This window comes from Bradyrhizobium sp. AUGA SZCCT0160 (genome assembly GCF_018130105.1).
Lineage (GTDB): Bacteria > Pseudomonadota > Alphaproteobacteria > Rhizobiales > Xanthobacteraceae > Bradyrhizobium.
In genome coordinates this window covers 21,200-47,722 of the sequence record NZ_JAFCMD010000034.1, presented here as the reverse complement: position 1 = coordinate 47,722, position 26,523 = coordinate 21,200, and the positions used below count along the sequence as shown (strand labels likewise).

The window sequence follows — 26,523 nt, the reverse complement described above, 5'->3', positions numbered from 1 at the left end:
GTTAACCGGCCGGGCGCGCCATCATTGCCGATGTTTCTCTTTGCTTTCGGCGGCCGTCTTTCCTAATCAATGCCCTTGTATTTGCCGGTGATTTCGCCCCCCGGCGCTAAAGGCTAGAACATGTCCAAAGCACCCCCCGCCCCGCCTTCGCTCGCGGTGCTGCGCCAGGAGATCGACAGCATCGACGAGCAGGTTCACCGCCTGCTGATGGCGCGTGGCGACATCATCGATCGGCTGATCCAGGTGAAAGAGACCCAGGAGGTCGGCTCTGCGTTCCGCCCGGCGCGCGAGGCCGACATGATGCGGCGGCTGGTGGAGCGTCACCGCGGCATCCTCCCGATCGACACCATCGAGAGCATCTGGCGCGTCATCATCTCGACCTTCACCTACGTCCAGGCGCCGTTCTCGGTGCATGCGGACGTCTCGGTAGGCGAATCCGCGATGCGGGATTCGGCGCGGTTTCATTTCGGCTTCGTGGTGCCATACGTCGCGCATTTCAGCGCGCAGGCCGCGGTTGAAGCGGTGGCGAAATCGAAGGGCGACCTGGCGCTGGTCTCGGCGACGTCGAGCCGCACGCCGTGGTGGATCGAACTCGAGGCTGCCGGCGCGCCGAAGATCATCGCGCGGGTGCCGTTCCTCGAACGCGCCGACCATCCGGCGGCGTTGCCGGTGTTCGTCGTCTCGCGCGTCGCCGACAACGCCATGGTGACCGAAGTCGAGACCTGGAGCGTGCGCGTCTCCGGCTGGAACGCCGAGATTGCGCGCGCGCTGGCGCCGCTTGCCGACATCGTCGCCGTACCCGATACCGCCTTCGACGGCGCCGCGCTGCTGGTGTCGATATCAGGCATCGGACTTGAGAAGATCAAAACCGCCCTGATCGAGACCGGCGCGTCGGTGCGCTCCGCAGCCCTCGTCGGCAGCCACGCAACACGCTATACGGTGCCCCCGAACGGGGCGGCCAAATCCTAAAATAGACGCCCTACGATCCGGAGCCAGAAGATGTCCCGCCCCGTGCCGAACCCCGGCATTCTCGATATTGCGCCCTACACCCCCGGCAAGAGCCCGGTGGCCGAGCCCGGCCGCAAGGTGTTCAAGCTCTCCGCCAACGAGACTCCGTTCGGCCCGTCGCCGAAGGCGATGGCGGTCTACAGGGAAGCGGCCGGTCATCTGGAGGATTATCCGGAAGGCACGTCGCGCGTGCTACGCGAGGCGATCGGCCGCGTCTTCGGGCTCGATCCGAACCGCATCATCTGCGGCGCCGGTTCGGACGAAATCCTCAATTTGCTGGCGCACACCTATCTCAAGCAGGGCGACGAGGCGATCTCGACCAGCCACGGCTTCCTGGTGTACCCGATCGCGACCATGGCGAACGGCGCCAAAAATGTCGTCGCGCCCGAGACCAATTTCACCGCCGATGTCGATGCGATCCTGAAGCTGGTAACGCCGCGCACCAAAATGGTTTGGCTCGCCAATCCGAACAACCCGACCGGAACCTACATTCCGTTCGACGAGGTCAAGCGGCTGCGCGCCGGACTGCCTGATCACGTGCTGCTGGTGCTCGACGCCGCCTATGCCGATTACGTGTCGCGCAACGATTACGAGCTCGGCATTGAGCTGGTGGCGACCACCGAAAACACCGTGGTGACGCATACCTTCTCCAAGATTCACGGGCTGGCGTCGTTGCGGATCGGCTGGATGTTCGGCCCGGCCAACATCGTCGACGCCGTCAACCGGATTCGCGGGCCCTTCAACGTCTCGACGCCGGCGATGCTGGCGGCGGTGGCGGCGATCGAGGACACCGCGCATGTCCAGATGTCGAAGACATTCACGGAGCACTGGCGCAACTGGCTGACAGAAGAAATTTCCAAGCTCGGGCTGAAGGTGACGCCGAGCGTGGCGAATTTTGTGCTGATCCATTTTCCGCAGGAAAAGGGCAAGACCTCGGCGGATGCCGATGCGTATCTGACCAGACGCGGGCTGGTGCTGCGGGCGCTGAACAATTACGGCCTGCCGCATGCGCTGCGCATGACCATCGGCACCGAAGAGGCCAACCGCCTCGTCGTCGATGGCCTCAAAGACTTTATGGCGGGCAAGTGAGCATCAAGTGAGTACTGAACCTCTGTTCAAACGCGTCGCGCTGATCGGCTTCGGCCTGATCGGCGGTTCGATCGCCCGCGCGGCGCGCGCGCAAGGGCTCGCCGGCGAGATCGTCACCTCGGCGCGTTCGGCCAAGACCCGCGCGCGGGTGGAAGAATTGCGCGTGGTCGATCGCGTGCTGGAGACCAACGCAGAAGCGGTCAAAGGCGCCGACCTCGTGATCCTCTGCATCCCCGTCGGCGCCTGCGGACCGGTCGCCGAGGAGATCGCGCCGTTCCTCGAGCCGGGCGCCATCGTCTCCGACGTCGGCTCGGTCAAGGGCGCCATCGCGCGCGACATGGGCCCGCATATCCCGCCGGGCGTCCACTTCGTTCCCGCCCATCCCGTCGCCGGCACCGAGCACTCCGGTCCCGATTCCGGCTTCGCCGAACTCTTTATCAACCGCTGGTGCATTCTCACGCCGCCGGAAGGCACGGATGCGGCGGCGGTGGAAAAGCTGCGCGAGTTCTGGGCCGGCCTCGGCGCCAAGGTCGAGATCATGACGCCGGATCATCACGACCTCGTGCTCGCGATCACCAGCCATCTGCCGCATCTGATCGCCTACACCATCGTCGGCACCGCCGACGAACTGGCGCAGGTGACGTCGTCGGAAGTGATCAAGTTCTCCGCCGGCGGTTTTCGCGATTTCACCCGCATCGCGGCCTCGGACCCGACGATGTGGCGCGACGTGTTCCTTGCCAACAAGGAAGCGGTGCTGGAAATGCTTGGCACCTTCAACGAGGACCTCTCGAAACTCACGCGGGCGATCCGCCGCAACGACGGCGAGGCGCTGTTCGAGCATTTTACCCGCACCCGCGCCATCCGCCGCGGCATCGTCGAGATCGGCCAGGATTCAGCGGCGCCCGACTTCGGCCGCCCGCACGCGAATTTAACGAAGAAGCCGGAGTAGACCGGCTCACGACGGAGTGAAGCATGATCATCGACCATTCGAAGCTGCTTGCCCTTACCAACCGAATTGTCACGGCAGGCGGCAGTTCGCCGACGGAAGCGGCCATCGTGGCCGAGCATCTGGTCGAGGCCAATCTGCGCGGCCATGACAGCCATGGCGTCGGCATGCTGGTCGCCTATGTGCGCGACCTCGACGCCGGCACGCTCAGGATCAACCAGGCGCCCGAGATCGTCTCCGACACCGGCACCATCTCGGTATGGGATGCCCGCGCCGGCTACGGCCAGGTGGTCGCGCGCCAGGCGGTGGAATGGGCGATCGAGGCGGCCAGGAAACATGGCGTCGCCGTCAACGGCTTGCGCAACGCGCACCATATCGGCCGCGTCGGCACCTATGGCGAGATCGCCGCCCGCGCCGGCATGGTGGCGCTGCATTTTGTGAATGTCGCTTCGGGTTCACCCGGCGTCGCGCCGTTCCGCGGCCGCGAAGGAAGATTCCTGACCAACCCGGTCTGCATTGCGATTCCCGGCACCGACAACAACGAGCCGATCCTGCTCGATTTCGCCACCAGCCGCGTGGCGCTGGGAAAAGTGCGGGTGGCGCATAATGCCGGCAAGCCGATGCTTGATGGCGCATTGCTCGACCATGCGGGCCAGCCCACCACCGACCCTTCCGTCATGTACACCGACCCGAGCGGCGTGGTGTTGCCGTTCGGCGAGCACAAGGGCTCCGGTCTGGCGCTGGTGTGCGAACTCCTGGCCGGCGCTATCGTCGGCTCGCCAAGCGTCACCACATCGACACCGCCCGAGCGCGGCATCATCAACGGCATGCTGAGCATCGTGATCGACCCTATCAGGCTATCGACGCGCGACAGCATGATGGCCGAGATCGACGACATGATTTCGTGGGTAAAGTCCGCCAAGCCCGCCGAGCAGGATTTGCCGGTGCTGGTCGCCGGTGAGCCCGAGCGGCTGGCGCGGGCTGCGCGGATCGCCGAGGGTATCGAGATCGATGACACGACCTGGGGCCAATTGTCCGATATCGCCCAGCGCTATCAGATCCGGATCGATAGCTGAGCAACCGTTCGGGCGAATCCAATGACATCTTCTGCCGGTGGGATTCAGCTAACGGCGCTCGATCCCGCCGGCTACCGGCATATGCCCTGGAAGAACGGCGGCGGTGTCACGATCGATATCGCCGTCTCCATGCTCCCCGGATTCGCAGCCGGAAGTTGGGAAGGAATCATCTGGCGTTTCAGCCGGACCGCCATCGTGACGCCGGGCGCGTTCTCGGACCTCAGCGGCTATGACCGCCAGCTGGTGCTGGTTTCCGGCGAGGGGCTCGTGCTCGGGACACCTGTTGGAGAGATCGATGTCCGGCAGCCGTTCAGGCCGGTCCGGTTTACCGGAGAAACCAGTATTGTCAGCCGGCTCGAAGCCGGAGCCGTCGAAGTCGTCAATCTAATCGGCGACCGGTCGCGCGTGGCGATTGACCTCTGCTGCCTTTTGGGCGGCGCAACGCACGCCTGCCCGGCCGGCGTTCACATCATCTATGCCGCGACAGGTTCTTGCGAACTGTCGATCGACGACAAGGCCCGCGAGATCTCGGCCGGCCACGCCATGCGCATCGATGCCGGAGAAAGTTTTGCGGTCGCAAACCGGCTTGGCACCGCCATCGTCGCCAGCGTTATTCCCGTGGCACGGACATCCGGCTGATCCGGAACGCGTCACGATGACGGTCGCCGGCGCAGTTCCCCCATTCCGGAAACACATTGGTAACGCTGCCACTTGTGTTAGCTTGCCAACATCACTTCCGCCAAAGAACTTGCCGCCACTTGAAGAAGCTGCAGCCACCGATCGCGGGGAAGAAATGTCCGGCTCCAAGAAGCGACCCATCATCTTTCCCGTCATCGCGTTGCTGGCCCTGCTGTTTGCGAGCGGCGATCCGGCACGGGCCCAGACACTTACTGCCGTCAAGGAACGCGGCACGCTGAATTGCGGCGTCGGCCAGGGACTGCTCGGCTTTTCCAGCATGGACGACAAGAACGTCTGGAGCGGCTTCGACGTCGATATCTGCCGCGCCGTGGCCGCTGCGATCTTCGGCGATCCTGCAAAAGTGACGTTCACGCCGCTCGATGCCGCCACGCGCTTTTCCGCGCTGCAGTCGAAGACGATCGACGTGCTGTCGCGCAACTCGACCTGGACGATGTCGCGGGAAAGTTCGCTCGGCCTGATGTTTGCCGGCGTCGCCTATTACGACGGCCAGGGCTTTCTGCTGCGCCGCGACGCCAAAATCGACACCGCCCTGCAGCTCGGCGGCAAGACCGTGTGCACCCAGACCGGCACCACGACCGAGCTGAATCTGGCGGATTATTTCCGCGCCAACGATATGCCGCTCAAGGTGCTGGCGCTCGCCACCGCCGAGGAAAGCCTCAAGGCCTATGACGATCGCAAATGCGACGTGCTGACCAGCGACGTCTCGCAGCTTTACGCCGAGCGTCTAAAACTTTCTGCGCCCGACAGCCACATCATCCTGCCGGAAGTCATCTCAAAGGAGCCGCTGGGACCCGCGGTGCGGCAAGGCGACGACCAATGGTTCAACCTGGTCAAGTGGACGCTCTATTCATTGATCAATGCCGAGGAGCTTGGCGTCAAACAGGCTGGCATCGACGATGCGGTGAAATCAGCCAATCCCAACATAAAGCGCCTGCTCGGCACCGAGGGCGAGTTCGGCGCGCAGTTGGGCGTTGCCAATGACTGGGCCGCGCGCGCCGTGCGCGCCGTCGGCAATTACGGCGAGGTCTATGAGAGAAACGTCGGCACGCAGTCGCAACTCAGCATTCCGCGCGGGCTGAATGCGCTCTGGACCCAGGGCGGCATCCAGTACGCGCCTCCCGTCAGATAATTCTTCAGGGGTCAGGCCATGACCGTGGATTATTATGCATTGCTGACCAAGGCCGTTGCCGGCAAGGACACCCTCGGCCGCGACAAGATCTACAAGGACGCCTATGACCTCATAACGAGGTCGTCCCACCTCACCCGCGAAGCCGCCGCCTCAAACGTCGCCGCCCTTGAGGCCGCGATCCGGCGCATCGAGGATGAGGTCGCCATCGAGGAAGGCCGCGACGCCGCTCAAATCAACGAAGTGTTGTCGGAGGGCGCGAACTGGAAGCCATGGGCGTTCGGCGCCGGTGCGCTTGCACTCGCCATCGCTTTGGCGGCCTTCATGTACGGATATGTCGCGACCAAAGGCCCGGCCAACATCGCCACCAGCGTGACTGCGCCGCCACCGCCGAAAGCGGCACGCACGCGCGAGGACGTCGTGATGGCCGATCTGAAGGCCGGCGAGGACGGCGGCTCCACCGGCGAAGGCCTGCCGTTCTCGCTGCAGCGGCAAGTGGTGTTCTACCGCACCACCGTGGTTCCCGGCTCGATCGTGATCGACCGGGAAAACCGCTTTCTCTATCTGATCGACTCCAACAATTCCGCGCGCCGCTACGGCATCGGGATTGCGCAGGAATGCCTCAAGGGCGGCAGCTTCTTCCACGTCACCAACAAGCTGGAATGGCCGGACTGGCGGTCTTCGGCGCAAAACGCCCGGGACGCCGACGCGCTGGCCGCCTCCGCCGGCCGGCCCGGCAGCCCGCTCGGCGCCCGCGCGCTGCTATTGGACAAGCCCGGGCTGCTGATCCACGGCACCAACTCGCCCAAGACCATCGGCCACCTCGTGGCTTCCGGATGCATCCGGCTCGTCAATGACGACGTCGAGGATCTGTACCGCCGGGTTTCGCTGGAGACGCGGGTGGTGTTCGTCAGTTAGGCGCGCGTCGAGATTTCGGACCGACGACGTCCGGATGTGACGATCATCACAGCCAACTGAACCTGCAGCGCATACACCTCCTCGACGGATGGCGGGAATTGTCCCTCCCCCCGACAACAGGAGAGACTCAAATGGAACAGCTGAACACCAAAGCCGACGAACTGAAGACCAACGAGCTTGACGCCGTCTCGGGCGGCTTCATCTGGATTCCCGTCGTTGTGGGTTCATTTTTTGTCGGCACCGGGATCCGAATGGGCATCGACAAGATCGTCGAAAAAGTCACCAAGTAAAGTCTCGGAGCGCCTTTCGGAAAGTCATGATTTCTTCGGAAGGCGCTCGCAATACGTCTCGTTGCAATTGGAGAGACTAGAATGGAAAAGCTGAACGCCGAAGAGCACGAACTGACCATCGACGAACTCGATGCGGCTTCGGGCGGCACTCTCTACCAGCCGCTCATCGTGGTCGCCATTGCCTTCCGCGTTGCGATCGAGTCGCTGGTTCACAAGATCACCCGTTGAAAGTACTGCAAGCCCCTTTCGGAAAGTTCTGTTTTCCGGAAGACACTTTGCAGACGGTGGCGCAACGGACCTCTGAATCGAGGTATCGCGGGCAACAGCCCGCGAACTTCATTTTGTCGACACAAGAGTTGTTGGATTACGCGCGCGGATTGACGACTGTGTACCCGCGCAACGAGCGCGCATGGATTCTCGTTGCGCGGCCACCCGAGTTGGCGTCGTACGCCATCCACATATCACCTCCGACATGCTGCTCCAGGACGAAGACGTGCCCGCGTCGCGCGGCAACCATTCCCGGCGCCGGCGCCGTCCGCGGGAACCGCAGCCAGTTGGAGGCAAGATTTAATCCGGGCACGATACGGCCGAACACCCGCATGGATGCGCCGCAGCCGCAGAAAGAGCGGGGACAACCGGCTGGGCGCCCACCGACGATCTGACCACGCCCGCTATTTGCTTCCGCCCTTGCATTACGCGGCAGAATTGCCGGCCGTTCTGTGCTCTGCGATTCCCGGCCGTAAGCGTTCGGACCAACGCGTCGTGTTGGCGAATTCGAAAAGTCGCACGGCATGGTTACGTTGCATCCCGGCGCTTGAGCAACGATGCGGGGCGGACGTGCTTCGGATGCGGTTGAAGAAATGGCAACGAGTACGGACGCAACGAATACTAGTCTCAACATGACAGGGCTCCGGCTTTTTAACCCTGCCCTGCGTTCACATACCCATCATTGTTAGGCGAAAATGCGGTGGCGCAACGACCGCTGCTCAGGACTGAACCCGCCTGCGACCGGGTTAGCGGCCTGGAAATGAACGGCCCCAGCGCGGGGGCTGGAGAGCACTGGGGCCGTCTTGAGCGCGGCGCAGAGGCGGCCCTGGCGCAACGCTCGTACATTACCAAACGACATTTGCGTCCTGGAGGCTGGTCAATTCTGACCACCCCACCTGTTTGGAAGCCTCATGAGATCCGGAACGGTTTAGCGACCGGCCTCATCGTAATTTATCTAAAGCCTCCACATCAGCTTTCACTCGTCAGATGCTTCAGCATCTGGTTGCACGCTTCCTCGGTCTCCTCGAACGTTGCAAAAGGCGATCCGCCGATCTTGATCGCCCCGCTGCCCTGATAAAGCGGACGCCACGACGCTACGTAGCCGGGCCGTCCGTGAAAGCCGGGGCCGGCACGGCTCTCGTGGGTGATCACGAACGAAAAGCCGTCGCTGCTCGCGCTCCATATTTCCAAACTATCGACGGCACGGTGGAATTGCAGGGCCATCAGCAGTCGTTCGCTACTAGCCATCTTTCATCAAAGCTCGCCGCCACATGACATCTTTGGCCAGAGCCCACAGCGTTTCGGCCTCGGGGTCGTCCGGCAGGACGAAGTCAAAGCCCGCTGGACCGGGATCAGGTATTGAGAGCGCATCGCTTTCTGCCTGGCGATGAAATTTCAGCAGCGACAGCTCCCATTCATACGCTCTCACCGAGTTGCCTGTCGGTGGGCTTTGATCACCCAAGATTTTCATTGCTCCTGAGGGGCGCTGCGTCATCTGCTCCTCCTGCGGACAACCTCTCTTGTGGTGAGTTCCGAACTTGCAATTTGCCATGCTGTTAGAGACGTCTGGCGGCCGTCACGGGCCTTACCTCTCCCTGGACTCGATTTCGGAAGCTGCCTTAGCCGAGCACCAAAGTGCTTCCGGGCGCAACATTTCCTCGGGGGTAAAGCACTCCTTTCACGGAGTACTCCATTTGCGCCGAGCAGATCACTTGAACGATATATATCCAAGGCGATTAATGATGCGAGGTCATTTTTCGCCAGCTCGATCCCGGCTCAGCGCACCGACGTGGCGCGCCGATGCAAACCGGCGGCCGCGTCAAAAAAAGCGACGCCCTCTCATGACGTCGCGAAGGCCATCGCCAAGGCGAGACTGCTGAATCGAAAACGATCCGACAGTCTCGCCTTGCCTTGCGCAATCAGCTCAAAAGAGTGCGCTGATGCAATATCCAATGCCGCCGAGGAGCGCGCCGCCAATGGCGCCCGGCACCGCGCCGATGCCGCCGACCGCCGCACCGCCCATGCCGCCGGTCACGCCGCCGGCACCCATCGCGACGCCCAGTTCCTTCCAGAAGCCGCCAGCCGCAGCGTCGAGTTCATCGATCGAAAGCTCATGATTGGCTGCATCGTTTTTCGTGACGTTCGTCATTCCAGTTCTCCATCCATCTGTTGAGGTGCGGGATCATCCCGCAACCACCGTCAGGATGTCCGAACGGTTCAGCGATCGCCGTGACAGAAATCACGCATCGTGAACTTCACCTCGATGATTGAAGGTTGTTCCAGAGGAGGAACTATTCGATCGAAAATCGGACACGCAAGAACGCGCACCTCGGATGGACGCTAGCGTTCACTCGGGGATGACGACGGGGATGGGCAAAGCGGAATCAAAACAGCGGCGGGATCTGCCCCACCTTCAGGGGCCCCAGGAACACCGCGCCGTCGACGAAGCGCAGCGGGAAGCTGCGGGCCTTCTTGCCTTCAAGTTCGGCTGCGGTGCCGAGCGAATTGATGCCGACGGCGACGCCGACATTGGTGTTCTGCTTGACGACCTTGCCTAGACCCGGAATAGCCTTGTCGAGCGCGCCGAACAGATTGGTGAGGTCCTGGCTCTTGACGCCGGGCGCCACGCGATCGAGCGTGGCCTGCGGTACGCCCTGCTCCAGCATCTTGTCGATACCCAGCGCCGGGATCACCCGCTCCAGACCCGTCACCGTCATCTGCAGCTCGCCCTCGATCTGCCCCTGCGCGTTGAGGCCCAGCGTTCCCGCGGCCACGGCGACCAGCTCGCCCTGCTGAATCCGCGAGCGCACGATCTCGACCTTGCCGCCGGCGGCCTGCATTTCGCGGAAGCGCTCGGGCCACGGCTTCGGCGAGAAATCCTTCAGGCCGCTGAGCTTGGTCTGCACATCTGATTCGAACGGCGTCGCCAGCAGCGGATGCAATTCCTGAATGCTGCCCCCTGATATCTGCAGCGCGGTCTGGATCACCGGATCTGCAATCGATGATCCCTCCGCGAGCCTGCCGTGCAGTTCAACACGGTTGGCGCGCGCCAGCGGCGTCTGCACCGGTCCGTTGACGCGCTCAATCGAGGGATTCTCGAATACGATCGAGGCGCGCTCCGGAACGGCCGGCAGCCCCGCCACGCTGCTGCGGCCAACGCTCCAGCTCACCTTCAGCGACGGCGGCTGGCCGCGATCGGCAATCGTCGCCGGCGCCTTGAATTCGGCGATCAGGAGTTTCGGCTGGTAGATCGAGGCGATCACCATGATCTCGCCGAGCCGCGCCGTGAACGGCGCGCCCGCGCCCGCGGTCTGCGAGACCAGCGTCACGCTGGCGTCCTCGCAGCGGACTTCGAGGCGGAACGGATAGCCCGCGACCGAGCGCTTGCCGCAATCATAGATCCGGCCGGCCTTCGCTTCCTGCGCGCGCCACGCATCGGCGCGCACGCCGACCTCGGACGCCGCATAGAACCAGAAACCGCTCCAGGCGATGGCTGCGACCACCAGCAATGCGGGCAAGATGAAAAGGCGCCAAAGCGGGCGCCGGCGCGGCGCAGGGGTGATGTCAGGCATGCGGCGACCTTTGGCTGATGATTTTGTCAAATGTAAGCGGGTACCGGCCCCGGCAAAAGCCGCTGAATTTGCTTCGCTTCTCCCCTTCTGGTAGCCGTTCCTCGTTTGGACGCGTTTTCTTTACGCGAACCGGTCTCTCCCCCGGATCAAGTCCGAGGGCATGCTCGCTCGAAAACGCTTGTGCCGATGTCCGCAATGACCCTGCAAGATTCGGAATTCTCCAGCGGCGACCTCTGGGTGTTCGGCTATGGTTCGCTGATGTGGCGGCCGGGCTTCGAATTCGTCGAACGGGTGCCGGCCCGGCTGATCGGCGAGCATCGCGCGCTCTGCGTCTATTCCTTTGTCCATCGCGGCACCCCGGAAAAGCCCGGCCTGGTGCTCGGGCTCGATCGCGGCGGCGCCTGCCGCGGCATCGCATTCCGGGTCGCGGAGCAGAACCGCGCCGCCACCGTCGCCTACCTACGCGAGCGCGAACAGGTGACGTCCGTCTACCGCGAGGTGAAGCGCTCGCTGTGGCTGGAGAACGAGGCGCGGCAGCGCGTCAGCGCGCTGGCCTATGTGGTCGATCGCGGCCATGTGCAGTATGCCGGACGGCTGTCGCTGGCGGACCAGTTGCGTCACGTGCTGCAGGGTCACGGCCAGTCCGGCGTCAACCGCGACTATGTGCTGGCGACCGTGAAAGCGATCGAGGCCGAAGGCTTTCGCGATACGCAATTGCACCAGCTGGCACTGATGCTGCACGATTCGCACCCGGTGGTGCACCGGAAACCGCCTGCGGAATAGGCGTTTGCGGCATTTTCGCCCCCCTGCATTGACAGGGTGGAAAACGGGGTGACGCAAATGGCGTTCTGGGCTAGGTGTCCCGCATGGGCACGACATCACGCCGTTTCGACGGCTTCTTCAAAAGCGAATTCAGGGTCAACGAAGCCGTCGGACGCAGCGTCAGCTACGTCCGGGACGGCAAGCTCCTGGGGGGCAATTCGGGGTTCGCCCATATCGGCACCTATCGTTTCGACGGCGAGGAGATCGCCGTCGAGGTGACCAGCCGCCGGCACAATTTTGGTGCCGCTCACCAATCGCTGCTCGGCTCCGACGTTTCGACCATTGCGGTCACCGGACGGGCGGTCGGAAACGCGTTTTGTTTCGAGGGCGGCTCACCGCAGATGCCCAGCGCGACGTTTCGATCCGTGATGACGCCGCTCGACGAGAGCGAACTCGCAGCCCCCGGCGCGATCGGCGCAGGCGGCATTTCCAACGGCCTGTACTCGATTCACCTCAAGATCCTGGACGGCATGCCCGGTGGCTTGACCGGCGTCATGCTGCTCAGCAACGGCCGCATCCTCGGCGGCGATGCCTTCTTCTATTATCTCGGGTCGTATTCATCATCGAACGGCCGCTGGAAAGGCCAGATGGTCAATCAGGAACACACGCCGGCGCGGGGTGAAGACCCGGTCTTTGGCGGGCATGAAATCGGAATCGGGTTTTCCGGGACATGCGATGCGGAGGGCGGCACCCTCGAGGGGACTGCGCTTGCGGGCAAGCGAAGCATCCGGTTCGAAGCCGAGCTGAAACTGATCTGCGCGGCTTAGGCAGCCACACCGACAATCAATTCGCCTGCGCGGTGGCCGGCCGGCGCGGCGCGGTCGAACCGGCCGGCTGATCGTCGGGCAAAACTTCGATGCCGATATCGGCGAGCCGGACCCGCACCTCCGCCGCAACGTATTTCACATATTCCGACAGCAACAGACGGAAGGTCGTACCTGAGGTCCACCATGGCTCGTCGCGCCATTTTTCGCCGACCACCGCAAACGGGATCAGCGCGATATCAGGCATCGCATGCGACAATTCGACGATCGCCCGCGGCATATGGTAGTTCGAAGTCACCACGATCAGCGACTTGAAACCGCGGTCTTTCACCCAGCGCCGCGTCTCCGCCGCGTTGCTTCGCGTGTTGACGGCCGAGCGGTCGAGATCGACGCAGCAGCGCAGCAGCGAATGGTTGTCGGGCAGCGTGCGGGAAATGTCGCTGGCGGCGTTGGTCGGGTGCACGCCCGAAATCAGGAGCCGCTTGCCATAGCCGCCGGCCAGCAATTCCATCGCATCCGACACCCGCGACGAGCCGCCGGTCAGCACCACGATGCCGTCGGCATTGCGGGCTGGCTTGATTTCGACGCCGCGCAGTTGCGACAGGAAGCCGATGAAGCCCACCGCCGCGCCGACGAAGCCGAGCGCCAGCGTGGCGACGATGGTCGCGCGCAGCCACCCGCGCGGCCGCACGGCCGGCGCTTGTCGCGACGTATCGTCGGGTTGCACACGCATGCAGTTCTTGCTGTCCTCTCCCCGCGCAATTCTAGAAGTTTTTTGGGCGAAGTGGAGTCTGGTCCGGTGCCCTCCCCCGGATCAAGTCCCCGGCCATTGCTTCGCTCGAAAACGCTTCAATCAATGTCGTCCAGCGTCGCGAACAGCGTCCGCCGCGAGGCCCAGGCCGTGATCGCCGCGATCAGCACCGCCTGCGCCGCAAGCGCCAGATAGCCGGACGGACGCAGCGAGAACGTGCCGAGCAGCGCGGCAAATTGATCGCCGACCGGCGTGCCAGAGAACCAGCTCGCGATCGATTCCGAGAAACCAAAACCCAGCATTGCAGCGCCGCCGCCGATCAACCCGCCCTCGAGGCCGAGTCTGAGGAAATGCCGCAGGAAACGGTTGGCGATGTAGCTGTCGCCGGCGCCGACGAAATGCAGCACCTCGACGATCGGGCGGTTCGCCGCCATCGCGCCACGCGTCGCAAACGACACCGAAATGATGGTCGCCACGATCACCAGCGCCAGGATGCCGATGCCGGCGAATACCGTCGCCCCGGTCATCGAGCGCATGCGCTCGATCCAGGCGCGGTGATCGTCGACGCTGGCTGACGGCGCCACCTGCATGATCCGGGCGCGCAACGCGGCAAGGTCGGGCGTGGTGCCGGGCTGGACGCGCGCGACGATGACGCGCGGCACCGGCAGTTGCTCGATCGACAGCCCGGTGCCGAGCCACGGCTCCAGCAATCTGGCCGACTCGTCCTTGGTGAAGGGCCGGACCTCGACGATGCCGGGCTGCGCCCGCATCGCCTCGACGGCCGCGATCGCATCGCGGTCGAGATCGCGGCCTGCCGAGGGGCGCACCTGGATGGTGATTTCGCTGGCGACTTCCGATTGCCACTCCGCCGCCGACGCGCTTACCAGCAGCACGGTGCCCGTGGTGATCGAGGCGAGGAACGTCATGATCGCGACCACCGCGACCAGCGCGCGGCCGGAGATCGAGGCGCGCGGCACGATCGGCGACATGTTGCGCGCCCGCGCCGGGACCTGCGGGCGTTCGTGCCCGAGATCGACCAGCGGACCATGCTCGTCACCGGATCTACTCATAGATATGCAGCCGTCCCTGATGCAGCACCAGACGCCGCGCCTCGTACTGATCCATCAGCGTGATGTCGTGGGTCGCGATGATCACGGCGGTGCCCGACTTGTTGAGCTCGATGAACAGCCGCAACAAGCGCCGGCCCAGCGTCGGATCGACGCTGCCGGTCGGCTCGTCCGCGAGCAATAATTGCGGCCGCGAGATCACCGCGCGCGCGATCGCCGCGCGTTGTTTTTCACCGCCGGACAGGATCGGCGGCAGCGCATCCATGCGCTCGCCGAGCCCGACCCATTTCAACAGATCGATCACTTCGCGCCGGTAGCTGGATTCATCCCGCCCCATGACGCGGAACGGCAGCGCCACGTTCTCATAAGTCGTCATGTGATCGAGCAGGCGGAAATCCTGCAGCACGATGCCGATGCGTTTGCGCAAATCCGCAATCTGGTCCTTGCCGAGCAGCGAGACGTCGTGGCCGAACAGATTGACCAGACCGCGCGTCGGCCGCATCGAAAGGAATAGCAGCCGCAGCAGCGAGGTCTTGCCGGCGCCCGACGGGCCGGTGAGGAACTGGAAGGAATGGGCCGGGATCAGGAACGACAGGTCGCGCAAAATCTCCGGGCCGAGCCCGTAGCGCAATCCAACATTTTCGAACCGAACCAAGCTCAGCTCCGCTCGAGATGGGCCTCGGCTTCTGCCTCGGCTTCGACGTTTGCCTGGGCCTCGACCGGAAACCCGTACCTACCAGTACCCTTGACAGTACCCTTGGGCTCGCAGCCCAGTTTTTGGGCGCGAGCCGGACAAAACGGTTGTGCGACCGTTATGGTTTCCGATTCGTTAACGGTCGCGAGGTAGCATCGGCCCAAAGACACTGTGGAAATGGGCTCCATGCACATCGTCTGCCCCCATTGTACAACATCCTACGCGATCAAGCTGGCCACCTTGGGTGCCGCCGGCCGGCCCGTCCGTTGTTCCCGCTGCAAGGAAACCTGGCTGGCGCGCCCCGAGGACGCGGTCGAGATGGCGCCTGCCGTGCCGGCGATGGCGGAAGCCGGCCAGGGAACCGGACATGCCGAGGCGGACGCCGCCGCCGAGTGGGAGGCCATGGCCCGCCAGGAAGAGGCCCAGGAGCCCCCCGTGGTCGACAGCCCGTCGATTTCGGCCGATTGGCCGGCCGAAGGCGAAGGTTCCCGGGGAAATGAAGCCGACTGGCCGTCGGTCGCCCAGCAGGATGCCGAGGCGCATCAGGAGGCGCTTTCCACCCACCGCTCGCGGTTGGCCAAGCTGTTCCGGCTGCCCAAACTGCCGTCCATGCGGATGCCGTCCGTCAGCGCTCCCGTCGCTTGCGCCGCGATGGGCGCACTGGTCGTGGCGCTGATGTTCTGGCGCACCGACGTGGTGCGCCTGCTGCCGCAGACCGCGACGTTCTACAAGATGGTCGGGTTAGATGTGAATTTGCGCGGGCTGTCGTTCAAGGACATCAAGATCACCAACGAGACCGTGGACGGCAAACCGGTGCTGGTCATCGAAGGCGTGATCGTCGGCGAGACCAGGAAGCCGGTCGAATTGCCGCGGCTGCGCTTTAGCGTTCGCGACGAACAGGGCGCGGAGATCTATGCCTGGAACGCGGTGCTCGAGCAGCCGGTGCTGAAGCCGGGCGAGCGCGCCTACTTCAAGTCGCGGCTGGCGTCGCCGCCGCCCGAAGGCCGCAATATTGACGTACGCTTCTTCAACAAGCGGGATCTGGCCGCCGGCCGCGCGTAAAATTGGCCGGACGTCCCGCTCGCAAATGAGCTGTTGCCATGCCGCGTGTATTGATTGCCGACGACGAAGACTCGATGCGCTCCCTGGTGGCGCGCGCCATCGCCATGGACGGCCATGACACCGTAACCGCCGAGGACGGCGCCGAGGCGCTTGATATCCTGGCGCGCGAAAAGGGTGCGTTCGACCTGCTGCTCACCGACATCCAGATGCCGGTAATGGACGGGATCGCGCTGGCGCTGGCGGCGGCACGCGATTTTCCCGACCTGAAGATCTTGCTGATGACCGGCTTTGCCGATCAGCGCGAACGCGCCTCCGGCCTCAATGCGATCGTGCACGACGTGGTGACAAAGCCGTTTTCGGTGGCCGATATCCGCACCGCAGTCGCCGATGCGCTGGCGGCGCGGAAGGGGTAGTTTAACCTGTCATGGCCGGGCTTGACCCGGCCATCCATCCCGCTCGAAAGACTCTCGCGAAGAAGATGGATACGCGGGTCAAGCCCGCGTATGACAAGTGTATTATGCGATGACGACTGAGCGCGACGGCTCAATAATCCTTCAGCAGCCGCTCGATGTAATCGAGTTCGATCTGCGGGCGGGCCGGATCGGCGAGGCGCCGGCGCAGTTCTTCCAGAATGCGGCGCACGCGCTGTACGTCGATCTCGCCGGGGATCTTCACTGAATAATCGTCGTTGAACTCGTTGTTGCGCATCGGCCGCCCGAGCGGATCGGTATTCCTTTGCGCGCCCTGCTGCCGGCCGTTCGGATTGCCCGGGCCGTCGCCCGGCTGGTCGCCATCGCCCTGCTGCATCGCCTCGGCGAGACTCTGCGCGCCCTTGCGCAGCGCATCCAGCGCGCGGCCTTGCGAATCCACCGCGCCATCGGCGTTGCCTTCGCCGAGCCGGCCTGAGGCGTCACCCATCGCGCCATCGGCCTGCTCCAGCCCGTCCTCGCCGTCGCCTTGGTCGCCGCCCGGCTGGCCTTGCTGACCCTGCTGACCTTTTTCGCCGCGCTGGCCCTTCTCGCCGCGCTGACCCGGACCCATGCCGCGCTTGGCGAGTTCTTCCTGCAATTTCTTCAAGCGGTCGCGCAGGCCCTGCTGGTCCTGCTGCAGGTCGCCCATGCTCTGCTCGCCCTGCTTGCCGCGCATGCGATCGCGCCGCGAATCCTGGCCCTGCTTGTAGGTCTTGTCGCGCAATTGCTGCTGCTTGCGGATCATGTCGCCGAGCTCGTTCAGCGCCTGCTCCATGTCGCCGTCGCCGGACTGGCCGGGCTGCGCCATCTGCAGGTTTTCCAGCATCTGCTGCAGCTGTTCCAGCAATTGCTTTGCCGCATCCTTGTCGCCGGAGCGTGACAGCCGCTCCATCCGGTCGAGCATGCTCTTGAGATCCTGCTGGCTCAGCATCTTGGTATTGGGATCGAGCGGCCGCGCCAGTTGCTGCGGATTGTTCTTGAGCTGTTCGGCGAGCTGGCGCAGGAAATTATCCAGCGCGGCGCGCAGATTGTCGGTGAGCTTCTTGATCTCCTCGTCGCTGGCCCCGCGCTCCAGCGCCTGCTTCAGCGCCTCCTGCGCCGCGCGCAACGCCTTGTCGACATCGGTGATGTTGCCGTCCTCGATCGTGACCGCGAGCGACCACAGGCTCGCCACCACCTCTCGCATGGCGTCGTCGGTGCGCGCCGCCTCGAGCTGGCGCGAGACGCTGTAGAGGCCGAGATAATGGCCGGCCTGCGGCGTAAATAGTTCCGGCGCGATCATCAGCGCGGCAAGCGCGGCATAGACCTGGCCATTCTGGTTGGCGTCGAGCGCCAGGATACGGCGCTGCTCGATCAGCGCGCGCGCTAAGGGCTTGGTGAACAGCCGCTCCGGCAGCCGCATGTTGAACGGCTCGCTGCGGCCTTCATTGCCGGCCTCGTCCTTGGCCGTCAGCGTCAGCGTGACGTCGGCACCGGCATAGGGATCCTCGCTGAGATCCTTGACGGTCTGGCCGACACCATTGCGGGTCCGCGCGTTCGGCAGGGCCAGCGGAAACTGCGGCGCCGGGAACAACGGCCGCGCCTCGGCCGTTTTTTCGGCAGTCTTCTCGGCGGCCTTGTCTCCGCCTTTGGCGCCCTTTGCCGGTTCCTTACCGATTTCTTTGATTGCTTCCTTGCCGGGATCGGCGGGCCGGACCGCGAACGAGGCGCGCGCTTCGGTAACGCCGTAATCATCCTCGAGCTTGTAGGACATCTGCAGCGAGCCGCGCGCCTGGCGCTCGGGATCCTTCGCCAGCGAAATGGTCGGGGTACGGTCGGGCGTCGCGGCGAACCGCCATTGCGGCTGGCCGGCCGGTGCGCGGACATGGGCGGTGCCGTCGCCGGCGATCTTGAAATGGCGCTCGTTGGTGCCCTTCGGCGCCTGTTCGTTGGGCGCGACTTCCGTGACGCCGCCGCCCACCACGACATCGATCGAACCGCCGCTGGAGCGCACCAGCAGCGTACTGCCGGCCGGAACCGCCAGCGGCCCGCTATTGGGTCCAGCGTCCTTGTTCGCGGCGGAAAGAATGATCGGCGGCTTGCTGGTGTAGACCGGCGGTGTCACCCAGGCATCGACCCGGACATTGGCCGGCGCCAGCACGCCGTTCCAGTCGAACGCCGCGGCGATGCGCATCGCGCGTTCGTCACCGGCGGCAAAATAGGCCGCCACCGCCATTACCATGACCAGCGCACGTAGCGCCCAGGGATCGTGGATCGGCAGCCGCGGCGACGGCAGGCCGGCGCGGATCCGCTTGATCGAGGCCAGCGTCCGCTCGCGCTGCTCGTTCCAGAGGGCCAGCGCGATCGGATCCTTGCTGGCCAGCGTGTCGGTGAGCGCGGTCGCCGGGCGATGGCGAATGCCGGTGCCGCGGTCGAGCCGGCCCAGGCTCTCTTCACGGGTCGGCCAGCGATAGCGCAAGATCGGGTACAACGCGCCGAGCGCCAGGCCTGCGAACAAGGCGATGCCGACGACACGGGCGACAAAGGGCAGCGCCAGCCACAATCCGGCCCAGGACGCCACCAGAAACAGTCCGACGACGGTCAACAGCCGGGCCAGAATCGGCCACCCGCGCTCCCACGCGATCGCATACTGGGCCCGCTGCAGGGCCTGCGTCAGTTGAAGCCGCGCCACCGCATCAGGCTCGCGCGCTGGCTCCGTGGGGTCAGGGTTGGCGCCGTTCAATAAACTCTCCGGGTTGCCGACAAATCAGCCTAGCACAGCGGCGGCAATGAGGCACCCGTTTCCAGGGCCAACCCACACCCGGAAATACGCATAACACGAAGGCGTGACTGCAGGGCTTCGACCCCCTAACGTCCGCCCGAACCCGCAAAATACCGCAAGAATGCCGGAGGAAACGTCATGGACAAGAAGACCTACGACAAGGGCCTGGAAGTGCGCAAAGCCGTGCTCGGCGAGGTCTATGTCGACAACGCCCTGAAGAACGTCGACGATTTCAACCGCCCGTTCCAGGAACTGCTCACCGAATATTGCTGGGGTGCGGTGTGGGGCCGCGAGGAACTGCCGCGCAAGACCCGCAGCATGCTCAACCTCGCCATGATCTCGATCCTGAACCGGCCGCATGAGTTGCGCACCCACATCAAGGGCGCGCTGACCAACGGCGTGACCAAAGACGAGATCCGCGAAATCTTCATGCAGGTCGCGATCTATGCCGGCGCGCCCGCCGGCGTCGACAGCTTTCGCATCGCGCGCGAGGTGTTCGCGGAAATGGACAAGGGTTGAAGTCTCACCCCTCATGGTGAGGAGGCGCGCTTGCGCCGTCTCGAACCATGAGGCCCGAAAGATTAATCAACAAACTCATCCTTCGAGACGCGCGAAGACGCGCTCCTCAGGATGAGGAGCGTCTCCAGAAACTCAGGAAAACAACACCATGGAAATCGGATTCATCGGCCTCGGCAAGATGGGCTTCCCGATGGCGCGCCGCCTGATCGAGGCAGGCCACCAGCTCACCGTGTTCGATACGCGGACGGAAGCCACCGACAAGCTTGTGGCGCTCGGCGCGCAAGTGGCGTCATCGCCAAAGGATATCGCCGATCGCTGCGAAACGGTGCTGGCGAGCCTGCCGTCGTTGCAGGCCTCGCTCGACGTCGCAACCGGCACCGGCGGCGTGATCGAAGGCAAACGCGTCAAACGCTTCGTCGACCTCTCCACCGTCGGCTCGCAAATGGCAACGCGGATCCACGGCCTCCTGGCCGCGAAGAACATCGTGCAGATAGACTCCCCCGTCAGCGGCGGCGTCGGCGGCGCCGAAAAGGGCACGCTCGCCGTGATGGTGTCGGGCCCGCGTGCCGATTGCGACATGTTGAAGCCCGCGCTCGGTGTCATCGGCAAGGTGTTCTTCATTGGCGAGAAACCGGGTTCCGCTCAGACCATGAAGCTTGCCAATAATTTCCTGTCAGCCACCGCGATGGTGGCGACGTCCGAAGCGGTGGTGATGGGCGTCAAATCGGGTCTTGATCCGGCCGTGATGGTCGACGTGATCAACGCCGGCTCGGGGCTCAACACCGCAAGCCGCGACAAGTTTCCGCGTGCGGTATTACCGCGAACGTTCGACTTCGGCTTCGCCACCGGACTGATGGTGAAAGACGTGCGGCTCGCGCTGGACGAGATGAAGTCGCTGGGGCTGTCGATGGAAGTCGCCGAAGCGGTCGGGCGCCTGTGGGAAGTCGTGATCCGCGATCAGGGCGCGGAGTCGGATTTCACCGAGGCGATCAAGCCGATCGAAAAGGCCGCGGGTGTGATCGTCGGCGGCGCAAAGGGCGGCAGCCACGCCGCGAAGTGAGGCATCGCGTGGGATAGGTGGAGCGACCTGCTCCACCCACCTACGCGCCCGATCCGCTCAATAGCCCTGGCGGTAACGCCGGCCGCCTTCCGGCCGACCGCCGTAATACGGATTCTCGATGCACTGGGCAGGAAGGCCCAGTGCCGTCGCGTTGCACTGCTCCAGCGAGGTGTAGGCGCACTCAATGCGTTCACCACCGAAAGTCTGGATCTGCTTGATGCAGACTGGATACCTCGGATTATAGGTCTGGGCGAGCGCCGGCGACGTCGCCGAAACCGCCGCCATCGTCAAGACAGCCAAAGCCAGAATGCGCATCGGAATCTCCTTTGAAATCGGCACAGTGTCAGCGCGCGCTGACAGATATGCCTTGGGTCACAGCCACGGCGCCTGCCGGTCCATCGCGATCAGTTCGTCGACTTCGATACGCGGACGCACCACCGCGAATTGATCGTCCTTGACCAGCACTTCCGGCACCAGCGCGCGGGTGTTGTAAAAGCCTGACTGCACCGCGCCATAGGCGCCGGCGGTCATGATCGCCAGGAGATCGCCGGCCTTGGGCTCGGGGATCTGGCGGTCGAGTGCCAAATAATCACCGGTTTCGCAGACCGGCCCGACCACATCGGCGGTAATCGTCGGCGTGCCTGGCATGGCTTCGCGGACCGGCAGGATGTCGTGATGGGCCTCATACAGCGTGGGGCGGATCAGATCGTTCATCGCGGCATCGATGACGACGAAATTCTTGGCGTCACCCGGCTTCACATAGATCACGCGCGCAACGAGGATGCCGGCATTGCCGACGATCATCCTGCCCGGCTCGAACATCAGCGTGCAGCCGAGATTATGCGTCACCCGCTTGACCATCGCGGCATAGGCTGACGGCAGCGGCGGCGCTTCGCGGTCCATGTGATAGGGAATGCCGAGCCCGCCGCCGAAATCGATATGCGAGATGTTGTGGCCGTCGGCGCGCAAGGTCCGCACGAAGTCAGAGAGAATCCGGAACGCGGTCTCCATCCGGCTGAGATCCGTGATCTGGCTGCCGATATGCATGTCGGTGCCGGTGACCTCGATCCCGGGCAGCCGTGCGGCACGGGCATAGACCTCGCGGGCGCGCGCAATCGGCACGCCGAACTTGTTCTCGGATTTCCCGGTGGCGATCTTGGCGTGGGTGCCGGCATCGACGTCGGGATTGACGCGCACCGAAATCCGCGCGGTCCGGCCCATTTCGACCGCGAGCCGCGACAACAGTTCCAGTTCAGGCTCCGACTCGACGTTGATGCAGAGGATATCCGCCGCCAGTGCCGCGCGAAGTTCCGCCTCGGTCTTGCCGACGCCGGAAAACAGGATCTTGTTTGCGGGTATTCCCGCCGCCAGCGCCCGCTTCAACTCGCCGCCGGAAACCACGTCGGCGCCGGCGCCGAGTTTCGCCAGCGTGCGCAGCACCGACTGGTTGGAATTGGCCTTCATGGCGTAGCAGACCAGCGTCTTCTCGCCGGCGAAGGCCTCGGCGAACACCCGGTAGTGGCGCTCCAGCGTCGCGGTCGAATAGCAATAGAACGGCGTGCCCACGGCATCCGCGAGATCGGAAAGATTGACCGCCTCGGCGTGAAGCACGCCGTTGCGATAGTCGAAGTGATTCATGGTGCGCTCAATTACCCAGCAGCGGGTCGAGTATGAACGGTTTCTTTTTGCCCCTGGGCGCCTCCGGCTGGGCGTCGGACCCGAAGCCCGGATTGTATACGCCCGGCTGGGCCGCGCGCTCGGCCTCCGAATCGGTGGCCGCGGATTGCGCCGACGCATTCGAGGCGTTCGGCGGCAGATCAAGGCCGCCCTTGCGGCCGCAGCCGCCGAGCGCAAGCGCGCTCACGCTCAGCAGGATGATGGCCCATCCCGACGATGTCGGCCGGTAGTTACGTGTCACGACGAAAATCCCCAATACGCGCCGCACCATACAAAGATTGCCTTGCGATGGCGAGGCCCGACGCCCCCATGAAACCCAAGAAAAACCCAAGAAATTGCAGCGAAATTCTTGGCCTCAGCCCAATTTTCGCTCTTTTTCCAACCGCTTCAGCCAGGACCTGGCCTGGGCCGCCACATTCTTCGGCGCGGTGCCGCCATAGCTGGTGCGGCTCTTGACCGACGCTTCCACCGACAGCACGCGCAGCGCCTCGGCCGTAATCTTCGGCTCGACCTCCTGCATCGCCTTCAGCGGTAGTTCGTGCAGCGCCACGCCCTGTTTCGAGGCAAGCCCGACGATGCGCCCGGTGACGTGATGGGCGTCGCGGAACGGCATTTTCAGCGTCCGCACCAGCCAGTCGGCAAGATCGGTGGCGGTGGCATAGCCCTCGCCCGCGGCCGCCTTCATCCTGTTCTCGTCGGGCACGAGGTCGGCAACCATGCCGGTCATCGCCCGGATCGCCAGCGAGAGGGCTGCGAACGCTTCCATCGCGCCCTGCTTGTCCTCCTGCATATCCTTTTGATAGGCGAGCGGCAGCCCCTTCATCACGATCAGAAGCGCCGTCAGCGCCCCGATCACCCGCCCGGTCTTGGCGCGCACCAGTTCGGCCGCATCGGGGTTGCGCTTTTGCGGCATGATCGAGGATCCGGTGGTGAACTTGTCGCTCAGCCTGATGAGGCCGACCAGCGGCGAGGTCCAGATCACGATCTCCTCGGCGAAGCGCGACATATGCACCGCTGCGATCGACGCCGCCGACAGGGTTTCCAAAACGAAGTCGCGGTCCGATACCGCGTCCAACGAGTTGGCCATCGGCCGGTCGAAGCCGAGCGCCTTGGCGGTGGCGTGACGGTCGATCGGAAACGAGGTACCGGCGAGCGCGGCCGCGCCCAGCGGCGATTCGTTCAGCCGCTTGCGCGCATCCGCAAAGCGGCCGCGGTCGCGCGCGGCCATCTCGACGTAGGCCAGGAGATGATGCCCGAGCGTCACGGGCTGGGCGGTCTGCAGATGGGTGAAGCCCGGCATGACCGTGCCGGTATGTTCCAGCGCCCGCTCCACCAGGACATATTGAAACGCGGCCAGCGCCGCATCTAGCTCATCGATGGTGTCGCGCACAAACAGACGAAAATCGGTCGCGACCTGGTCGTTGCGCGAACGCGCGGTATGCAGCCGGCCGGCGGCGGGCCCGATCAGATCGGTCAACCGGCTCTCGACGTTCATATGGATGTCTTCGAGCGCGCGCTTGAAATCGAACGAGCCTTTTTCGATTTCTGACAGAATCGTGTCTAGACCTTTGCCGATATTTTTCGCATCACCGGCCGTGATAATGCCCTGCGCTGATAGCATCGCGGCGTGGGCCTTGGACGCGGCGATGTCTTGGGAATACATGTGACGATCGACGTCGATGGAGACGTTGATTTCCTCCATGATCGCATCGGGACGCTCGGTGAACCGGCCGCCCCACATCTTGTTGCTCATGACTTCTCGCTCACGACTTCTTATTCAGGTGCTGGCTATTCAGGTCTGGCATTTATCGTCGAAACCGGCGAAACGCCGTGCCGGTTTCGCCCGTAACATGAGCACTGCATAGCCGTATCTGATACAGGATGACAAACGATATGCCCGAAACGCCTGCCCCTCGCCCGGCCGCCACGCGCCGGATCCTCATCGCCGTCGGCGCGGTCCTGATTGGGGCGGCGATCGGCTTTGCCGGGGTCTACGGGTTCGGCGGCCTGAAGCGCGGTGCGGGCGGCGATGCCGCCTGTGCAGGCGCGGTCGAGCTGGCGCGCAAGATCGGACCTCTGGCGCATGGCGAGGTCGCCGCGCTGACCATGGCCACCAGCCCGCTCCGGCTCCCTGACCTCGCGTTCGAGGATACGGAGGGCAAGCCCCGAAAACTCTCCGACTGGCGCGGCAAGACCGTGCTGGTCAATCTGTGGGCCACCTGGTGCGTGCCCTGCCGGAAAGAGATGCCGGCGCTCGACAGCCTGCAGACCAAACTCGGCGGCAAGGATTTCGAGGTGGTCGCGATCAACATCGACACCCGCGACCCCGAAAAGCCCAAAAACTTCCTGAAAGAAGCCAATCTGACCAGACTGGCCTATTTCAGCGACGCGAAAGCCAAGGTTTTTCAAGATCTTAAGGGTATAGGCAAGGCGCTGGGGATGCCGACCTCTATTCTGGTCGACGGCCAGGGCTGCGAAATCGCCAATCTGGCCGGCCCCGCCGAATGGGCCAGCGACGACGCGATCAAGCTGATCAAGGCGGCTGTAAAGCCGGTGGCGGCGGGGTTTTAGCATCTAGGTCTCGTCATGCCCGGCTTGTGCCGGGCATCCACGTATTCCTCACGTCGCAACAAAGACGTGGATGGCCGGGCATAGGCGAGCGGAAGCGACGCCGTCCTTCGGACGGCTATCCCCGGCCATGACGAAAAGTGACCCGTTGGTAAAGTCTAGGCGATCGCGTTCAGATTGCCGCCGACGCCCGGCGCCAGGTTGGCCGTCGACGGGATGCCGAGCAGCGTCTGGACCGCGAATTTCTCGGCGTCGTTGTTCTGTTTGATGATCGAGGTCTGAATCTGCTGCTGCAGACCACCCGCCTGCATGGCGAGCATGCTCGACACCATAGCCATCATGTCCATACGCAAGACTCCCGAAACGCCGGGCGACCCTAGCGGAGGCTGGTTAACGAGAAATTGAGGCTAGCGCGTCGGCACCGGCTTGTCGCCGCGGTAGTCGTAGAAACCGCGCTGGGTCTTGCGGCCGAGCCAACCGGCCTCGACGTATTTCACCAACAGCGGGCACGGCCGGTATTTCGAATCCGCCAGCCCCTCATGCAGCACCTGCATGATCGACAGGCAGGTATCGAGACCGATGAAATCGGCCAGCTCCAGCGGGCCCATCGGATGGTGCGCGCCGAGCTTCATTGCCGCATCGATCGCCTCGACATTGCCGACGCCTTCATACAGCGTGTAGATCGCCTCGTTGATCATCGGCAGCAGGATGCGGTTGACGATGAAAGCCGGGAAATCCTCGGACACCGCAATCTGCTTGCCGACCTTGGTGACAAAGGCCTTGGCGGTATCGAAGGTCTCGTCATCGGTGGCGATGCCGCGGATCAGTTCGACCAGTTCCATCGCCGGCACCGGATTCATGAAATGAATGCCGATGAATTTCTCGGGGCGGTCGGTCGAGGCGGCGAGCCGCGTGATCGAGATCGACGAGGAGTTGGTGGCGACGATAGCTTCCGGCTTTAGCACCGCGCAGACGTCGTGGAAGATCTTGCGCTTGGTCTCTTCCTTTTCAACCGCGGTCTCGATGACGAGATCGCAGTCCGACAGGCCGTCGAGCGTTTCGCTCGTGGTGATGCGCTCAAGCGCCTGCTTGCGGGCGTCCTCGGTGATACCCTTCTTGGCGACCTGGCGCGACAAATGGCCGTTGATGGTGGCCATCGCCGATTTCAGCCGGTCGGCGGAGACATCGTTGAGTACCACGTCGAGGCCGGCGAGCGCCGCCACATGGGCGATGCCATTGCCCATCTGGCCCGAGCCGATCACGCCGACCTTCTTGATTGTCACCGCCATCTTGTCATCCACCCGAACGGCACGCATC

General features: G+C 64.0%; 30 protein-coding genes. 16 read left to right on the top strand and 14 right to left on the bottom strand.

The annotated features are described in order from the left end of the window. Positions 1-120 precede the first annotated feature (120 nt). From JQ558_RS34515 to JQ558_RS34475, 9 genes are all read left to right on the top strand, one after another. Positions 121-969: a chorismate mutase gene (locus JQ558_RS34515; RefSeq protein ID WP_212273563.1), complete on the top strand. Its 849-nt coding sequence runs from the start codon at positions 121-123 to the stop codon at positions 967-969. A gap of 30 nt (positions 970-999) precedes the next feature. Beyond that, entirely contained in the window at positions 1,000-2,097 is a 1,098-nt protein-coding gene (gene hisC / locus JQ558_RS34510) for a histidinol-phosphate transaminase (protein WP_212296487.1), read from the top strand. 7 nt (positions 2,098-2,104) lie between these two features. Beyond that, a complete protein-coding gene (locus tag JQ558_RS34505; RefSeq protein ID WP_212296486.1) occupies positions 2,105-3,046 on the top strand; it encodes a prephenate/arogenate dehydrogenase family protein in 942 nt (313 codons plus the stop codon). Between the two features lie 23 nt (positions 3,047-3,069). Beyond that, on the top strand, positions 3,070-4,119 hold the full coding sequence (locus tag JQ558_RS34500; RefSeq protein WP_212296485.1) for a malate/lactate/ureidoglycolate dehydrogenase: 1,050 nt from the start codon (positions 3,070-3,072) through the stop codon (positions 4,117-4,119). A gap of 21 nt (positions 4,120-4,140) precedes the next feature. Continuing rightward, positions 4,141-4,758, top strand: a complete 618-nt coding sequence (locus JQ558_RS34495) for a HutD family protein (RefSeq protein ID WP_212296484.1) — start codon at positions 4,141-4,143, stop codon at positions 4,756-4,758. A gap of 154 nt (positions 4,759-4,912) precedes the next feature. Next, entirely contained in the window at positions 4,913-5,947 is a 1,035-nt protein-coding gene (locus JQ558_RS34490; protein ID WP_212273567.1) for an amino acid ABC transporter substrate-binding protein, read from the top strand. An 18-nt stretch (positions 5,948-5,965) separates the two neighbouring features. Next, positions 5,966-6,862 carry a L,D-transpeptidase gene (locus tag JQ558_RS34485; protein ID WP_212296483.1) on the top strand — a complete coding sequence of 299 codons (897 nt, stop codon included), beginning with the start codon at positions 5,966-5,968 and terminating at the stop codon, positions 6,860-6,862. Positions 6,863-6,993: 131 nt separating this feature from the next. Then, positions 6,994-7,152, top strand: a complete 159-nt coding sequence (locus tag JQ558_RS34480) for a hypothetical protein (protein WP_212213587.1) — start codon at positions 6,994-6,996, stop codon at positions 7,150-7,152. An 81-nt stretch (positions 7,153-7,233) separates the two neighbouring features. Further along, positions 7,234-7,380: a hypothetical protein gene (locus JQ558_RS34475; protein ID WP_212213584.1), complete on the top strand. Its 147-nt coding sequence runs from the start codon at positions 7,234-7,236 to the stop codon at positions 7,378-7,380. Between the two features lie 1,008 nt (positions 7,381-8,388). On the opposite strand, the gene JQ558_RS34470 is transcribed toward JQ558_RS34475, so the two are convergent. From JQ558_RS34470 to JQ558_RS34455, 4 genes are all read right to left on the bottom strand, one after another. Beyond that, entirely contained in the window at positions 8,389-8,667 is a 279-nt protein-coding gene (locus tag JQ558_RS34470) for a hypothetical protein (RefSeq protein WP_249119135.1), read from the bottom strand. Continuing rightward, the gene (locus tag JQ558_RS34465) at positions 8,660-8,914 is read right to left on the bottom strand and encodes a hypothetical protein (protein ID WP_212213582.1); all 255 of its coding nucleotides are present in this window, start codon (positions 8,912-8,914) and stop codon (positions 8,660-8,662) included. The genes JQ558_RS34470 and JQ558_RS34465 overlap by 8 nt, the downstream gene beginning before the upstream one ends. A gap of 429 nt (positions 8,915-9,343) precedes the next feature. Then, positions 9,344-9,568, bottom strand: coding sequence for a hypothetical protein (locus JQ558_RS34460; protein ID WP_212213579.1), 225 nt, complete (start codon positions 9,566-9,568; stop codon positions 9,344-9,346). A 235-nt stretch (positions 9,569-9,803) separates the two neighbouring features. Continuing rightward, positions 9,804-10,991 carry a DUF2125 domain-containing protein gene (locus JQ558_RS34455; protein WP_212213576.1) on the bottom strand — a complete coding sequence of 396 codons (1,188 nt, stop codon included), beginning with the start codon at positions 10,989-10,991 and terminating at the stop codon, positions 9,804-9,806. Positions 10,992-11,177: 186 nt separating this feature from the next. Between JQ558_RS34455 and JQ558_RS34450 the strand changes: the two genes are divergently transcribed. Continuing rightward, positions 11,178-11,774 carry a gamma-glutamylcyclotransferase gene (locus JQ558_RS34450; RefSeq protein WP_212213573.1) on the top strand — a complete coding sequence of 199 codons (597 nt, stop codon included), beginning with the start codon at positions 11,178-11,180 and terminating at the stop codon, positions 11,772-11,774. Positions 11,775-11,857: 83 nt separating this feature from the next. Continuing rightward, entirely contained in the window at positions 11,858-12,580 is a 723-nt protein-coding gene (locus tag JQ558_RS34445; protein ID WP_212213554.1) for a hypothetical protein, read from the top strand. A 16-nt stretch (positions 12,581-12,596) separates the two neighbouring features. On the opposite strand, the gene JQ558_RS34440 is transcribed toward JQ558_RS34445, so the two are convergent. From JQ558_RS34440 to ftsE, 3 genes are all read right to left on the bottom strand, one after another. After that, the gene (locus tag JQ558_RS34440) at positions 12,597-13,310 is read right to left on the bottom strand and encodes a YdcF family protein (protein ID WP_212296482.1); all 714 of its coding nucleotides are present in this window, start codon (positions 13,308-13,310) and stop codon (positions 12,597-12,599) included. A gap of 116 nt (positions 13,311-13,426) precedes the next feature. Continuing rightward, on the bottom strand, positions 13,427-14,398 hold the full coding sequence (locus JQ558_RS34435; protein ID WP_212296481.1) for an ABC transporter permease: 972 nt from the start codon (positions 14,396-14,398) through the stop codon (positions 13,427-13,429). Then, positions 14,391-15,050, bottom strand: coding sequence for a cell division ATP-binding protein FtsE (gene ftsE, locus JQ558_RS34430; RefSeq protein ID WP_192738303.1), 660 nt, complete (start codon positions 15,048-15,050; stop codon positions 14,391-14,393). Before ftsE ends, JQ558_RS34435 begins: the two co-directional genes overlap by 8 nt. 225 nt (positions 15,051-15,275) lie before the next feature. On the opposite strand from ftsE, the gene JQ558_RS34425 reads away from it, so the two are divergent. Both JQ558_RS34425 and JQ558_RS34420 read left to right on the top strand, forming a co-directional pair. Next, on the top strand, positions 15,276-16,151 hold the full coding sequence (locus tag JQ558_RS34425; protein ID WP_212296480.1) for an MJ0042-type zinc finger domain-containing protein: 876 nt from the start codon (positions 15,276-15,278) through the stop codon (positions 16,149-16,151). A 38-nt stretch (positions 16,152-16,189) separates the two neighbouring features. Beyond that, positions 16,190-16,564, top strand: coding sequence for a response regulator (locus JQ558_RS34420; protein ID WP_192738305.1), 375 nt, complete (start codon positions 16,190-16,192; stop codon positions 16,562-16,564). Between the two features lie 130 nt (positions 16,565-16,694). On the opposite strand, the gene JQ558_RS34415 is transcribed toward JQ558_RS34420, so the two are convergent. Further along, positions 16,695-19,343, bottom strand: a complete 2,649-nt coding sequence (locus JQ558_RS34415; protein ID WP_212296479.1) for a TIGR02302 family protein — start codon at positions 19,341-19,343, stop codon at positions 16,695-16,697. Between the two features lie 177 nt (positions 19,344-19,520). On the opposite strand from JQ558_RS34415, the gene JQ558_RS34410 reads away from it, so the two are divergent. Together JQ558_RS34410 and JQ558_RS34405 are read left to right on the top strand one after the other, a co-directional pair. Continuing rightward, the gene (locus tag JQ558_RS34410) at positions 19,521-19,901 is read left to right on the top strand and encodes a carboxymuconolactone decarboxylase family protein (protein ID WP_212296478.1); all 381 of its coding nucleotides are present in this window, start codon (positions 19,521-19,523) and stop codon (positions 19,899-19,901) included. Between the two features lie 148 nt (positions 19,902-20,049). Next, a complete protein-coding gene (locus tag JQ558_RS34405; protein ID WP_212213539.1) occupies positions 20,050-20,961 on the top strand; it encodes an NAD(P)-dependent oxidoreductase in 912 nt (303 codons plus the stop codon). 57 nt (positions 20,962-21,018) lie between these two features. Here the strand turns inward: JQ558_RS34405 and JQ558_RS34400 are convergent, their stop codons facing one another. The 4 genes from JQ558_RS34400 to argH all read right to left on the bottom strand — a co-directional run bounded on the left by JQ558_RS34400 (position 21,019) and on the right by argH (position 24,391). Then, entirely contained in the window at positions 21,019-21,276 is a 258-nt protein-coding gene (locus JQ558_RS34400) for a DUF3551 domain-containing protein (protein ID WP_212296477.1), read from the bottom strand. A gap of 57 nt (positions 21,277-21,333) precedes the next feature. Continuing rightward, on the bottom strand, positions 21,334-22,599 hold the full coding sequence (lysA, locus tag JQ558_RS34395) for a diaminopimelate decarboxylase (RefSeq protein WP_212296476.1): 1,266 nt from the start codon (positions 22,597-22,599) through the stop codon (positions 21,334-21,336). A 7-nt stretch (positions 22,600-22,606) separates the two neighbouring features. Continuing rightward, positions 22,607-22,879, bottom strand: coding sequence for an LPS translocon maturation chaperone LptM (gene lptM, locus JQ558_RS34390; protein ID WP_212296495.1), 273 nt, complete (start codon positions 22,877-22,879; stop codon positions 22,607-22,609). A gap of 114 nt (positions 22,880-22,993) precedes the next feature. Then, positions 22,994-24,391 (bottom strand): argininosuccinate lyase, encoded by a 1,398-nt coding sequence (argH, locus tag JQ558_RS34385; protein ID WP_212296475.1) that lies wholly within the window; start codon positions 24,389-24,391, stop codon positions 22,994-22,996. A 128-nt stretch (positions 24,392-24,519) separates the two neighbouring features. Here argH and tlpA point away from each other — a divergent pair, with 128 nt between their 5' ends. Beyond that, positions 24,520-25,209 carry a thiol:disulfide interchange protein TlpA gene (gene tlpA, locus JQ558_RS34380; RefSeq protein ID WP_409410618.1) on the top strand — a complete coding sequence of 230 codons (690 nt, stop codon included), beginning with the start codon at positions 24,520-24,522 and terminating at the stop codon, positions 25,207-25,209. Between the two features lie 155 nt (positions 25,210-25,364). On the opposite strand, the gene JQ558_RS34375 is transcribed toward tlpA, so the two are convergent. Both JQ558_RS34375 and JQ558_RS34370 read right to left on the bottom strand, forming a co-directional pair. Then, positions 25,365-25,553: a hypothetical protein gene (locus tag JQ558_RS34375; protein WP_212273577.1), complete on the bottom strand. Its 189-nt coding sequence runs from the start codon at positions 25,551-25,553 to the stop codon at positions 25,365-25,367. Between the two features lie 60 nt (positions 25,554-25,613). Next, the gene (locus JQ558_RS34370) at positions 25,614-26,495 is read right to left on the bottom strand and encodes a 3-hydroxybutyryl-CoA dehydrogenase (RefSeq protein ID WP_212213525.1); all 882 of its coding nucleotides are present in this window, start codon (positions 26,493-26,495) and stop codon (positions 25,614-25,616) included. Positions 26,496-26,523: the final 28 nt, after the last annotated feature.